11 protein-coding genes are annotated in these 12,379 nt (G+C 61.7%); 6 read left to right on the forward strand and 5 right to left on the reverse strand.

The window, feature by feature from the left end; all coding sequences use genetic code 11:
- Positions 1–84 precede the first annotated feature (84 nt).
- From AC1D2N_RS06105 to AC1D2N_RS06125, 5 genes are all read right to left on the reverse strand, one after another.
- Positions 85–2,619: a mechanosensitive ion channel family protein gene (locus AC1D2N_RS06105; protein ID WP_130729092.1), complete on the reverse strand. Its 2,535-nt coding sequence runs from the start codon at positions 2,617–2,619 to the stop codon at positions 85–87.
- Between the two features lie 91 nt (positions 2,620–2,710).
- Positions 2,711–3,262: a DUF924 family protein gene (locus tag AC1D2N_RS06110; protein ID WP_018447254.1), complete on the reverse strand. Its 552-nt coding sequence runs from the start codon at positions 3,260–3,262 to the stop codon at positions 2,711–2,713.
- Between the two features lie 109 nt (positions 3,263–3,371).
- The gene (locus AC1D2N_RS06115) at positions 3,372–4,436 is read right to left on the reverse strand and encodes a histidine kinase dimerization/phosphoacceptor domain -containing protein (protein ID WP_130729093.1); all 1,065 of its coding nucleotides are present in this window, start codon (positions 4,434–4,436) and stop codon (positions 3,372–3,374) included.
- A gap of 278 nt (positions 4,437–4,714) precedes the next feature.
- Positions 4,715–6,160, reverse strand: a complete 1,446-nt coding sequence (locus tag AC1D2N_RS06120) for an MFS transporter (protein ID WP_130729094.1) — start codon at positions 6,158–6,160, stop codon at positions 4,715–4,717.
- 200 nt (positions 6,161–6,360) lie between these two features.
- Complete coding sequence (locus AC1D2N_RS06125) at positions 6,361–6,648, reverse strand: hypothetical protein (protein WP_165406177.1); 288 nt, start codon at positions 6,646–6,648, stop codon at positions 6,361–6,363.
- A 71-nt stretch (positions 6,649–6,719) separates the two neighbouring features.
- On the opposite strand from AC1D2N_RS06125, the gene AC1D2N_RS06130 reads away from it, so the two are divergent.
- The 6 genes from AC1D2N_RS06130 (at position 6,720) to AC1D2N_RS06155 (ending at position 12,379) form a co-directional block, all read left to right on the forward strand.
- Positions 6,720–8,045: an ABC transporter substrate-binding protein gene (locus tag AC1D2N_RS06130; RefSeq protein ID WP_018242444.1), complete on the forward strand. Its 1,326-nt coding sequence runs from the start codon at positions 6,720–6,722 to the stop codon at positions 8,043–8,045.
- A gap of 105 nt (positions 8,046–8,150) precedes the next feature.
- Complete coding sequence (locus AC1D2N_RS06135; RefSeq protein WP_112906592.1) at positions 8,151–9,119, forward strand: carbohydrate ABC transporter permease; 969 nt, start codon at positions 8,151–8,153, stop codon at positions 9,117–9,119.
- Entirely contained in the window at positions 9,116–10,069 is a 954-nt protein-coding gene (locus AC1D2N_RS06140) for a carbohydrate ABC transporter permease (RefSeq protein WP_018242446.1), read from the forward strand. The genes AC1D2N_RS06135 and AC1D2N_RS06140 overlap by 4 nt, the downstream gene beginning before the upstream one ends.
- A complete protein-coding gene (locus AC1D2N_RS06145) occupies positions 10,066–10,278 on the forward strand; it encodes a hypothetical protein (RefSeq protein ID WP_018447247.1) in 213 nt (70 codons plus the stop codon). Before AC1D2N_RS06140 ends, AC1D2N_RS06145 begins: the two co-directional genes overlap by 4 nt.
- A 3-nt stretch (positions 10,279–10,281) precedes the next feature.
- A complete protein-coding gene (locus AC1D2N_RS06150) occupies positions 10,282–11,379 on the forward strand; it encodes an ABC transporter ATP-binding protein (protein ID WP_130729096.1) in 1,098 nt (365 codons plus the stop codon).
- Complete coding sequence (locus tag AC1D2N_RS06155; RefSeq protein ID WP_028733130.1) at positions 11,372–12,379, forward strand: ABC transporter ATP-binding protein; 1,008 nt, start codon at positions 11,372–11,374, stop codon at positions 12,377–12,379. The genes AC1D2N_RS06150 and AC1D2N_RS06155 overlap by 8 nt, the downstream gene beginning before the upstream one ends.

Consider the following 12,379-nt stretch of genomic DNA (forward strand, 5'->3'; position numbering starts at 1 on the left):
CGAACGATCGGTGCTGCCCCCGGCAGCGATCCCGATAGTGGAGATCATGCACATATAGCTGTGAATGATGGCTGAATGACCCGTTCAGCCTTTCCGATTGCCGTCTGCCGTCTTACTGCGCAATTGCCGCACCGGCTGCTCTTCCTCCCCCATGAGCGTATCCGCCGAGTTTTCCTGCTCGTTGGGTTGATCCTTGCCCGCATCGGCAAGCGCGGGACGAGCCTCCCGATGGATGGTAAGATCAGTCTGTGGCAGCGGGATCTCGATTCCCTCGGCCTTGAAGCGCTTAAGGATCTCGATCCTGAGATTGTTGCGCACCGCCATGCCGTCACCCATGTCGGCGAGGAAGAAACGCAGCTCGAAATCCAGCGAATATGGCCCGAAGCGCAGGAATTCGACATGCGGCTCCGGATTGCGCATGACGAGCGGTATCTTGGCCGTCAGTTCCAGCAGGATGTCCATTACCTGCTGCGGATCGGCGTTGTAGGCAACGGAAACCGGAATTTCCGAGCGACCGATCTTGTTGCGGTGTGTCCAGTTACCGACGAGGCCGTTGATCAGCTCGGAATTCGGCACGATGATCGACTGCTTGCGGAACGTCTCGATCTCGGTGGCGCGCACCGAAATGCGTTTGACGATGCCTTCAGCCGTGCCGGAAACGACATGATCACCGACCTTGAACGGCCGCTCGACAAGCAGGATCAAGCCGGAGACGAAGTTAGAGACGATGTTCTGCAGCCCGAAACCGATACCGACCGAGAGTGCCGAGGCGACGAGCGCGAAGCTTGAGAGGTCGATACCTGCTGCCGAAACGCCGATGATCGCCGCGATGCCGACGCCGAGATAGCCGATACCTGTCTTGACCGAATTGCGCACGCCGAGATCGACATGGCTTCGCGCCATCACATTGCCATCGAGCCAGCGCTGCAGCCAGCGCGTCAGCAGGTAGACGCCGGCAAACAGCAGGATACCGGTGCAGATGCCGAGCAGCGAGATGCTGATGCCACCGAGCCTGACCTCGGTGAACAGCCTATAGGCAAGCATCTGCAGGTCCTGCACATGGAAACCCCAGAGCAGCAGGATCAGGGGGATGCCGACGATAAGCGCCACGGCATAGATGGCAAGGCCGACGACCAGGCCAGCCTGGTCGATCGCCACAGGCCCCAACTTGAAACGGCGCGTCAGGAAGCGCGCGAAGAAAGTATCGCCGAAGCTTTCCTGCCTGGATATCGCCTTGCCGGAGAGCAGACCGACATACATGGTGACGACGACCGCGCCGGTGATGATGAGCTGCGTGGCAACGAAGCGTGCCAGCCCCACATAGCCAGTCAGCGCGGTGAGGATGAGACCGGCGCCGACGACACGCAGGATGATCGCCATGCCGCGGGGCCAATGCCGGCCCGGTGCATCTGGATCGCCGTTCTTCGCCAGCATCGGTTTGCCGAACGAGACCGAAATCAGGATCAGGCCGATGATCAGCGCGGCAATCAGGCTCCTGACCACGGTCAGCACCAGCGGCGAGCTCATCGCCTCGCCGATCGTACCGAACAGATAATCGAGCGCGTTGACGACGGCCATCGCCAGCAAGCAATAACCGATCGAGCGCGCGCCGAGATTGGAAAGCCGAACGAGCCGCCAGCGCGGTTCATTCGGCGCGAAGATGGCATTGACGAAGCGGCCGACGAAATAGACGAGCCCGATCGCCCCGAACAGAGCGCCGATGACGGGTGCGATGTCGGGTCGCAATACGTTGAAACCATTGAGGAAGAAGAACGACGTGACGAGTAGAACCGAGAGCGCCAGGGTGCGGATCAGCGTCGACCAGAAGGCGATCGACAGCCGGCCGATATAGGACGGGTTCTCGACTGCTTCGTCGCGACGGAGATACGAACCGAACAGCCGGTAACTGCCGGAAAGCAGGATGAGGGCCGAGGCGAGTGACAGGAAAATCGCGGCAAACAGCGGGAAACGCTTGAATTTCCAGACGAACGTGGCCCAACTTGACAGGGCCTGCAAGAATTCGCTGGCCTCATGCACGAAGGCACCGCCGGCGTCATCCAGCACCGAGACAGAGATCTCGGTGCGCCTGAGCAACGTGTCGGCAAACAGCCGCCGCCGCATTTCGGTGACCTCGTTGACGAGCTTCGTCACCGTGATCGACAGGTTTTCGGCGTCGCCCGTCACCGCATTGATCTGCGCGCGCTCGGCGGCGAGCGCGTTGCGCTCTTGGGTGACGATCTCGGCCTCCGGCGGTTGCCCGTCCTTCGGCGGATCGCCGATCTCGGCAAGCCGGTTCTTGATCTGGTCCAAACGCGGCCTCAGATTGACCGATATGGTGATGACGGCGCGGCTGAGCTCGTCGGCCTTGGTCGCAAGCCCGACCAGGGCATCGTCATTGTCGGCATTCTGCTTGACGCCGTCCTGAAGAGCCGTCAGTTGGACCTTCGCCTTGTCGATCTCCTTTGTCGCCTGGTCGAGCGGCGTATCGGCAAGCGGCGCCTGCGCGGCCGCCGGTGCCTGTGGCTCCTGCGCAAAGGCCGCAGCACCCTTGAAATGCGCGCCAGCGACCGCCAGCGTCAGCAGAAGAATGGTGCGAAGCAGGATAGGTCTCAGCCGCAAAAGCGCCTCCGGAAGGGTTGTCGTCGAGGTAGAATGCCAGCTTGTCATAGTAAAGAAAGGCGACAGAAAGGCGGAAGCTCCCTGGAGAGGCCTAGAAACCGGCGCCGGGCTTGGAAAGATAGTCGCGCTCCCCAGCCGTCGACTCCCGCCCAAGCATGGCATTGCGGTGCGGAAAACGGCCATAGGCAGCGATCACGTCGCGGTGGCGGATCGCATAATCGAGATATTCTTCATCGCCGAGGGCGGTAAACAACGCCACCGATCGTTCCTGTTCGCCAAGGTCTTCGGCATGTTCGAACGGCAAGTAGAAGAAGGTACGGCATGCGGTCTCCACCACCCGGTCGGCGCCGGATGCCAGCGCGAGTTTGGCTTCGCGAAGCGCCAGCCCGTCGGTCGCAACGGCAAGCGGCGTGCCGCGATAGATGTTGCGAGGAAATTGGTCGAGCACGATGACAGCCGCCAGCCGGCTCTCCGCATCCGCCCGCCATTCGGCGCCAACATCCGCGGCAAGGGCCAGATGAGTATCGCGAAAGACCGTGCTGATCTCTGCATCGAGGTCAGGCGTCGCGCGGAACCACAGCTCCCGGCCGCATCTGACGAACCAGAAATCATAGACTTCCTTCGGTGTGCGGATCGTCGCCATGTTCCTCCCCTGGCGTCATGTTTCTTGATGTATCATCGGCAAACTATTGTAGTGATAGGACAAACGGCGTTCCGCATGGCGACAAACTCAGCACTGAACGGAGAATACCCTACTTCCCCTCATGCAATGAGAACACCAGCGTCGCCTTGGTTCCGTCATGGCCGGGGTCATAGGCGAAATCCGATTTCAAGCTGGCGGCCATGGCCGTCAGAATGCGTGTACCAAGGCCGGTCCCCCTGGCCGGGCTCGACGGATCGAAACCGGTGCCGTCATCCTCGACGATGACGCGCAATGCCTCGTCCGTCTGGTCGACGATGACGCGGATCTCGCCCGGCACGCTGTCCGGATAGGCATATTTGAAGGCATTGGTGACGAGCTCGCTGACGATCAGCCCGAGCGTGATCACCTTGTCGGTCGCCAGGTTGACCGGCTGCGCGGTGAGCACGATCCGATGCGGCCGCTTGTCGTCGCGCATCGAGGCTTCGAGTTCGGTGAGCAGGCTGTTCAGATATTCGTCGACCTGCACCGAGCCGACCTGCCGGTTGGTGTAGAGCCGACGGTGCACGCTGGCGATGGCGTTGATGCGCATCTGCGTTTCGTGCAGCGCATCGATCGCCACCTGGTCTTTGGTCATCGAGGATTGCATGCGGATCAGCGCGCCGACGAGGCCGAGGCTGTTGGCGATGCGGTGATTGACCTCGGCAAGCAGCATTTCGGCAAGGTCGCGCTGCTGGCGGATCACCTCCTGCGCCTGCGCCGTCTCGCGGCGAAAACGCGCCCGCTCCAGCGCCTGTTCGAGCGCGGCCGCGAGCAGGTCGAAATAATCGGCTGAGATCCCCTTGAGCATGTAATCGTCGGCGCCGGCCTTCAGCGCCGCGACCGCGATGCTGGTATCGTCCGAACCCGTCGCATAGATCACTGGCGGATGATCCGGCATCGCCGTGATGCAGGGCAGAATGTCGAGGCCGGTCTCGCCGGCCAGGATATGATCGAGCACGACGGCGTCGATACCGCCTTCGCCGAGTCTCGCAAGGCCGGCATCGCCGCTCTCGGCCCACTCGACCGAAAAGCCACACCGACGCAGGTTTTTCTGCATCAGTAGGGCAAGCCCCTCGTCGTCGTCGATATAGAGGATGTGGATCAGGGCATCCGCATCGCCGTTAGAATTGCTCATTCAGTCTCCCGGCGTTCTCTCGCAGCGACGACCGCCCGCAAGCGTCCGAGTCGTCCGCATGAGAATGTCGTATTGCATTGGCCGTCTGGGGTAAACAGCGGTTATCCCTCGCTCTTGTCGCAGGCGGCACGGAAGGAGGATGTCGGGAAGCCGGCATTTTCAGAACATGACCCTGGCCTGGGGAGGCTCCCCATGGAAGCCGTTGAAAGAGATGGGAAACGAAAAACCTGAAATGAAATGCGTGAACGCTGAGCGACTCGATTGGTTCCGCCAATAAGCTAATTTTTCTGGAATTTCCGATGGCCAGATACTTCGGCCCCTGCCTCTGCCGACAATTGCAGAAAGCGCAGCGACGAGACGACGCCGATCGCGCCGACCGCGACGAAAGCCCAGCGGAAATCGGCAAGAACGGGATTGTCGGCGCCCCTGAGAGCCGAGCCGATGTTGAGCACGGCCGCCGCCACCGCCACGCCGAGCAGCATCGATACCTGCTGCAGCATGCTCGACAGCGTAGAGGCCGAGCTTCGCTGCGCCGGGCCGATATCGGCGAAGGCCAACGTGTTCAGCGCGGTAAATTCCATCGACCGCGACAGGCCGGCGAGAAAGAGCAGCGCATGGATGAAAACCGGCGGCGTCTCCGGCGAAAGAAAACCGCAGGCGGCGATCGAAAGCGCCGCGATCAGCCCGTTGACCCCAAGCACGGTGCGAAAGCCGAAGAAGCGCAGCAGCGGCGTCGTCACCGCCTTCATGCTGAAATTGCCGAGGAAATAAACGAACAGATAGGTGCCGGCGGCAATCGAGCTCAGGCCGAAGCCGAGCTGGAACAGCAGAGGCAGCAGAAACGGCGTCGCGTTGATCGCCATCCGGCAGGCCGTGCCCGCCGACAGCGTCGACATCGAGAAGGTCTGGATGCGGAAGGCTGAAAGATCCAGCAGCGGGTTGTCGACGGCGAGGAAATGCCGCGTCGCCATGACCGACAGTACGATGCCCGCCGCCAGCATTGATATGACGGGCAAGAGCCCGCCGTCCCATTTGACCGAGAGTTCGAGGGCAGCGAGCAGGAAGGTCAGGCCCGCAGCACTGAGGACGAAGCCCATGAGATCCAACCGGCCGGGATTGGTCTCGCGCTGCTCCGGCACGAAACGCAGCACCAGCGCGATGCCAAGAATGCCGATCGGGATGTTGATGAGGAAGTTCCAGTGCCAGCTGGCATAGGTGGTGATGAAGCCGCCGAGCACTGGGCCGATCACCGGCGCCGTCAGTGCCGGCCAGGTGATCAGTGCGATCGCCTGGACCAGTTCCGATTTGCGGGCGTTTTTCAGCACGATGATACGCCCGACCGGCGTCATCAGCGCGCTGCCCGCCCCCTGCACGGCGCGCCACAGCACGAATTCCGCAAGGCTGCCGGACAGCCCGCAAAACAGCGAGGCGCCGGTAAAGACGGCAATCGACATCAGGAAGATGCGGCGCGCACCGAACCGGTCGCCGAGCCAGCCCGACAGCGGAATGAAGGCGGCCATCGTCAGCATGTAGACGGTGATGCCGATGCTCATCGATACCGGCTGCACGCCGAAGCTTGCCGCCATCTGCGGCAACGAGGTGGTAACGATCGTACCGTCGAGGATCTGCATGAAGAAGGAAACGGCAACGACCAGCGCCACGATCTTCGCCTGGCGGCCGCTCGCCGCCTCTTGCCCATTCTCGCTCGTCTCTGCCGTGGTCATGGATCTGCCAATAGAAATTCCGGAAGACGCGGCAGGGAAACGGGAAGAAGCCGATCGGAGATCTGCCGCGCGGGGAGCGCGGACATGGAAAGCCGCGCACTGGCTGAATACGCCCGTTGCAGCCGGGCGGAAAGGCTAAATCTCGCACTGCGCAGGAATATTCCCGATGCATCCGGATTACGGGCTGCTAAAGAAAAGATTCAAGAAAAAGGCCCCGCCGAAGCGAGGCCAAGCTTGATCCGCTCCGGGGAAAACAGGAACGGCGCGCAGTCCATACCGTGCGATCCATGTCGCAGCGAGGCCAGATGTCGCTGCATCGGTACGCTCGCCAAAGAATTTTTCGAGATCGGCCGAAAAGATCGGCTCCCAAAAATATCCGCCCATGTGGCGCCACACTTGTCGCATTGCAGCAACGATTGGCGCTTGCAATGTTTATAAAAATAGATATCACTAAACATATTGCTAAACATGATGATTGAGGAGTTCATGTGAGCATTCTCTGAAGTGGGTGAACATGCGACGCCGGCGGGGAGCCGGCTTTTGGTTCTGGGAGGAACTTATGCAGAAAACATCGAAAGCCCTATTGGGGCTGGCCACGGCATTCGTCATGTCGTCGGCATTGCCCAATCTCGCCAAAGCCGATGAACTGACGCTGTGCTGGGCCGCATGGGACCCCGCCAATGCGCTCGTCGAGCTGTCGAAGGATTTCACCGCCAAGACCGGCACGCAGATGAAGTTCGAATTCGTTCCCTGGACGAGTTATGCCGATCGCTTCCTCAACGAGCTGAATTCCCATGGCAAGCTCTGCGACCTAATCATCGGCGACAGCCAGTGGATCGGCGGCTCGGCCGAGAACGGCCACTATGTCAAGCTCAACGACTTCTTCGACAAGGAAGGCATCAAGATGGATGACTTCGTGCCGGCGACCGTCGTCGGCTACTCGGAATGGCCGAAGAACACGCCGAACTACTGGGCGCTGCCCGCCATGGGCGACGTCGTCGGCTGGACCTACCGCAAGGACTGGTTCGAGAAGCCGGAACTGCAGAAGGAATTCAAGGCGAAATACGGCCGGGATCTCGCAGCGCCGAAGACCTACGATGAGCTGAAGCAAATCGCCGAGTTCTTCCAGAAGCGTGAGATCGACGGCAAGACCGTCTACGGCGCCTCGATCTATACCGAGCGCGGCTCCGAAGGCATCACCATGGGCGTGACCAACGTCCTCTACGACTGGGGCTTCCAGTACGAAAACCCGAAAAAGCCCTATGACATGGAAGGCTTCGTCAACTCGGCCGACGCGGTCAAGGGCCTCGAATTCTACAAGTCGCTCTATGATTGCTGCACACCGCCCGGCAGCTCCAACGTCTACATGGTCGAATCCGCCGATGCCTTCAAATCCGGCCAGGTCGCCATGCAGATGAACTTCGCCTTCACTTGGCCCGGCCTTTACAAGGACGAGAAGGTCGGTGGCGACAGGATCGGCTTCTTCCCCAATCCGGCTGAAAAGGCGCACTTCGCCCAGCTCGGCGGCCAGGGCATCTCGGTGGTCTCCTACTCCGACAAGCGCGATGCTGCCCTGCAATACATCAAGTGGTTCGCACAGCCCGATGTGCAGGCCAAATGGTGGGAACTCGGCGGTTTTTCCTGCCTGAACTCCGTCGTCAATGCGCCGGGCTTTGCCAAGAGCCAGCCCTATGCCCAGGCCTTCCTCGACTCGATGGCGATCGTCAAGGACTTCTGGGCCGAGCCGAGCTACGCCTCGCTGCTGCAGGCCATGCAGAAGCGCGTCCATAACTACGTGGTCGCTGGCAATGGCACCGCCAAGGAAGCGCTCGACGGTCTGGTGAAGGACTGGAGCGACGTCTTCAAGGACGACGGCAAGATCTAGCGCGTGGCATCCCTGATGCGCGCCATCCTCGGCAGGATGGCGGCCCGGATCGGCAGACGAGCCGGGCCGCCAAATTTCCCATATCCCAAAAGACCGGGTGAAAACTTGACTATTTCCCCTTCCTCGATCGTCGAGAAAGCAGCCGATGCGACAGCAAGGGCGACGCCCGTCTCGGTCGCCCGGCGCGTCCGCGGCCTCTCCGACAGGGCGATCGCCTGGCTGTTCATTGCGCCGGCTATCACCTTGCTGCTGGCGATCAACATCTTTCCGCTGCTTTGGGCGGTCTACCTCTCCTTCACCAATTACCGCGCCAACCGGCCGAATGCGCCGGTCCAGGGCGTCGGCCTTGGAAATTACCAGCGCGTCCTCAACGATCCCGATATCTGGCAGGCGATGCAGACCACCGCGCATTTCGTTTTCTGGACGATCGTGCTGCAGACGGTGATCGGCTTCACGCTCGCCTATCTGATCGACCGCAAGTTTCGCGGCCATGCCTTCTGGACGACGATCATCCTGATCCCGATGATGCTGTCGCCTGCCGTGGTCGGCAATTTCTGGCGCTTTCTCTACGAGCCTCAGATCGGCCTCTTCGCCTATGCCGTGTCGATGGTGTCTGGCATCCCGACATCGGATATCCAGATGCTCGGTAATGTCTCTCTGGCGCCCTGGGCGATTATCATCGTCGATACCTGGATGTGGACGCCCTATGTGATGCTGATCTGCCTCGCCGGCCTGCGCTCCATCCCCGACTATATCTATGAGGCTGCCGAGGTCGATCGCGCTTCGCCATGGCGCCAGTTCTGGTCGATCACCGTGCCGATGGCCCTGCCCTTCATCATGCTCGCCGTGCTCTTCCGCGGCATCGAGAATTTCAAGATGTTCGACATGGTGACGCTGCTCACCGGCGGCGGGCCGGGCTCAGTCACTGAGGTCGCCTCGATCACGCTGAAACGCGCCGCCTTCGAAAGCTGGGCGACCGGCCGGGCCTCGGCCTTTGCCATCATCCTCTTCGTCGCGGTGTTCGGTCTCGCCAACATCTACGTCAAGGCACTGAACAAGGTGAAGCAACGATGAGCGCCGCCAACTCAGCCCATTCGGTCGTCGAACCGAGCCTCTCCAGCAAGCGCATCGCCGGCACCATCGTCGTCATCTATGCGCTGATCACCCTCATCCCGCTCGTCTGGATCTTCCTGACCAGCATCAAGTCGCCGCCGGATTCGATCAGTTATCCCCCGAAGATCGTCTTCACGCCGTCGCTCGAAGGCTATTGCAACCTGTTCACCACGCGCACCCGGCAGACGCCTGATTATATCGCTTCGCTGCCGGCGCCGGTCGGCGCCTGTGACGAGGTAACGCGCAGGCGCAACATGGTGATCGCCGGCCCGTCGAACTTCCTCCCGCGTTTCGTCAATTCGCTGGTGATCGCCTTCGGCTCCACCTTCCTTGCGGTCTTTCTCGGCACACTCGCCGCCTATGGCTTCTCCCGCTTCAAGGTGCCGCTCGCCGACGACCTGCTGTTCTTCATTCTGTCGACGCGCATGATGCCGCCGATCGCCGTCGCCATCCCGATCTACCTCATGTACCGCGAGCTCGGCCTGTCGGACACGGCGCTCGGCATGATTCTGCTTTACACCGCCGTCAACGTCTCGCTCGCCGTCTGGCTGCTCAAGGGTTTCATCGACGAAATCCCGCGCGAATACGAGGAAGCGGCGATGATCGACGGCTATACGAGACTGCAGGCCTTCCGCAAGGTCGTACTGCCGCAGGCGACGACGGGCATTGCCGCGACCGCGATCTTCTGCCTGATCTTCGCCTGGAACGAATATGCCTTCGCCGCCCTTCTGACCTCGGGCGAGGCCCAGACCGCGCCGCCCTTCATCCCGACGATCATCGGCGAAGGCGGGCAGGACTGGCCGGCGGTCGCCGCCGGCACGACGATCTTCCTGATCCCGATCCTCGTCTTCACCATTCTCCTGCGCAAGCAGCTGCTGCGCGGCATCACCTTCGGAGCCGTCCGCAAATGAGCCATCTGATCGAAACACCTGCGCCCGCCCGCCCAAAGCGTCCGTTCCTCCTGCGCCGCGGCCCGATGGAAACCATCGCGACCGTGCTGATCGGGTTGGGCTTCCTGATGCTGTTCCAGCCCTTCCTGCTGGTGCTCTACACCTATTCGCTGGTGACCCTGCTTGCAGGCACCGTCATGTTCATCATCGTTTCGAAATTCCCGGAGTGAACCATGGCGGACATCCGGATCGAAAATCTCCGCAAGGAATTCGGCAGTTTCGTCGCCGTTCAAGATTCCAGCTTCACCGTCCATGACGGCGAGTTCCTGGCGCTGCTCGGGCCTTCCGGCTGCGGCAAGACCACCACGCTGCGCATGATCGCCGGCCTCGAGCTGCCAAGCAGTGGCAAGATCTATCTCGACGGCGAGGACGTCACCTTCAACCGCGCCAGCGCCCGCGACATCGCCTTCGTCTTCCAGCTCTTCGCGCTCTACCCACATATGAACGTGCGTAGGAATATCGGCTTCCCGCTGCTGTCGCAGGGCATGGCAAAGGCCGAAATCCGTCAACGCGTGGAAGAGACCGCCCGCCTGCTGCAGATCGACCATATTCTCAACCGCTCGGTCTCCGGCCTTGCCGGCGGCGACCGGCAGCGCGTGGCGCTCGGCCGCGCCATCGTCCGGCGTCCGAAATGCTTCCTGATGGACGAGCCGCTCGGCACGCTCGACGCCGAGTTCCGCGAGATCATGGTCCACGAATTGCGCGAACTGCACAACCGCATCCACGCGACCACCGTCTACGTCACTCACGACCAGCACGAGGCAATGGCGATGGCCGACAAGATCGCCGTCATGAACCACGGCGTCATCGAGCAGTTCGGCACGCCGCAGGAGATCTATTCAAAGCCGGCGACCATGTATGTCGCCGATTTCATCGGCTCGCCGCCGATGAACTTCATGCGTTTCACCTCGGGTCTGAAGAGCGGCGACCGCTCCATCCTGCTCGACGGCGTCGATGTCGCCGTTCCCGAGATCCATCAGGACATGGCCGAAAGCGAGCTGGCGCTCGGTGTGCGGCCGGAGCATATCCGCTTCAGCGACGCCTCGCGGCTCCGCGGCGCCGTCTATGGCAGCGAATATCTCGGCACCAATCAGGTCGTGGCTGTGGAAACCCCGGGCGGGCTGATCAAGGCCCGCGTTCCCGCCAATCGCAGCTTCCAGATCGGCGAGAGGGTCGGCCTGGAATTCAATCCGGCGAAACTCGCGCTCTTCGACTGCACATCGGGCCGTGCCGTCCCGTCCTCGCTCTATCAGGAGACCCGGCATGGCTGATGTCGTCCTCAGGAACCTCGCCAAGCGCTTCGGCGACACCCAGGCTCTGGCCGATCTTGATCTTTCGATCCGCGACGGCGAGTTCGTCGTGCTGCTCGGCCCGACCGGTGCCGGCAAAACCACGACGCTGCGGCTGATCGCCGGCCTCGAAAAGCCAGATAGCGGCCGCATCGAAATCGGCGGCCGCAATGTCGCCGCCGAAGCCCCCGCCGAACGCGACGTCGCCTTCGTCTTCCAGCAATATTCGCTCTATCCGCACATGACGGTTTACGAGAACCTTGCTTTTCCGCTGAAGGCGCCGGTCCGCAAACTCAGCGCCGAGGAAATCGACCGCCGCGTCCGCGAGGTCGCCCGCATGGTCAGGATCGACCACAAGCTGGAGAACCGCTCGACCAGGCTTTCCGGCGGCGAGATGCAGCGTGTCGCGATCGGCCGGGCATTGGTGCGCCGGCCGGCGATCTATCTGATGGATGAACCTTTGTCCTCGCTCGATGCCAAGCTGCGCGCCGAACTGCGCCTGGAGCTGAAGCGCATCCAGAAGGAACTCGGCTCGACGCTGCTCTATGTCACCCATGACCAGGTGGAAGCCATGACCATGGCCGACCGGATCGGCATCGTCGCCGAGGGACGGCTGATGCAGGTGGGAACACCGCGCGAGATCTACGGCAATCCCGCCAACCTGCATGTCGCCGCCCGCCTCGGCCAGCCGCACATCAACCTACTGCCTGCGGACCTCTTGCCCGGCGGCCAGCCGCCGCCCGGCACGAAGACCATCGGTGCGCGCACCGAACATCTCGACATCATTGTCGGCAAGAATGCCAATGCCGAAATCGACTGGATCGAACATCTCGGCGACCAGAACCATCTGCACATCAGGGCAGGCAATCACAAGCTCGTCACACTTGCGGATCCATATCTGGCGATCGCGCCCGGCGACCGGATCAGCCTGACATTGCGCGATCCGCTTTATTTCGACGCGGGTGGACAGCGCCTTTCCTGA

This window comes from Rhizobium sp. P1_B8 (genome assembly GCF_056406515.1).

Excerpts from the sequence above, each read along its gene's own strand:
- AC1D2N_RS06110 (WP_018447254.1), bottom strand. The coding sequence starts at position 3,262 with ATGGCGACGATCCGCACACCGAAGGAAGTCTATGATTTCTGGTTCGTC.
- AC1D2N_RS06115 (WP_130729093.1), bottom strand. The coding sequence starts at position 4,436 with ATGAGCAATTCTAACGGCGATGCGGATGCCCTGATCCACATCCTCTAT.
- AC1D2N_RS06120 (WP_130729094.1), bottom strand. The coding sequence starts at position 6,160 with ATGACCACGGCAGAGACGAGCGAGAATGGGCAAGAGGCGGCGAGCGGC.
- AC1D2N_RS06125 (WP_165406177.1), bottom strand. The coding sequence starts at position 6,648 with ATGAACTCCTCAATCATCATGTTTAGCAATATGTTTAGTGATATCTAT.
- AC1D2N_RS06130 (WP_018242444.1), top strand. The coding sequence starts at position 6,720 with ATGCAGAAAACATCGAAAGCCCTATTGGGGCTGGCCACGGCATTCGTC.
- AC1D2N_RS06140 (WP_018242446.1), top strand. The coding sequence starts at position 9,116 with ATGAGCGCCGCCAACTCAGCCCATTCGGTCGTCGAACCGAGCCTCTCC.
- AC1D2N_RS06145 (WP_018447247.1), top strand. The coding sequence starts at position 10,066 with ATGAGCCATCTGATCGAAACACCTGCGCCCGCCCGCCCAAAGCGTCCG.
- AC1D2N_RS06150 (WP_130729096.1), top strand. The coding sequence starts at position 10,282 with ATGGCGGACATCCGGATCGAAAATCTCCGCAAGGAATTCGGCAGTTTC.
- AC1D2N_RS06155 (WP_028733130.1), top strand. The coding sequence starts at position 11,372 with ATGGCTGATGTCGTCCTCAGGAACCTCGCCAAGCGCTTCGGCGACACC.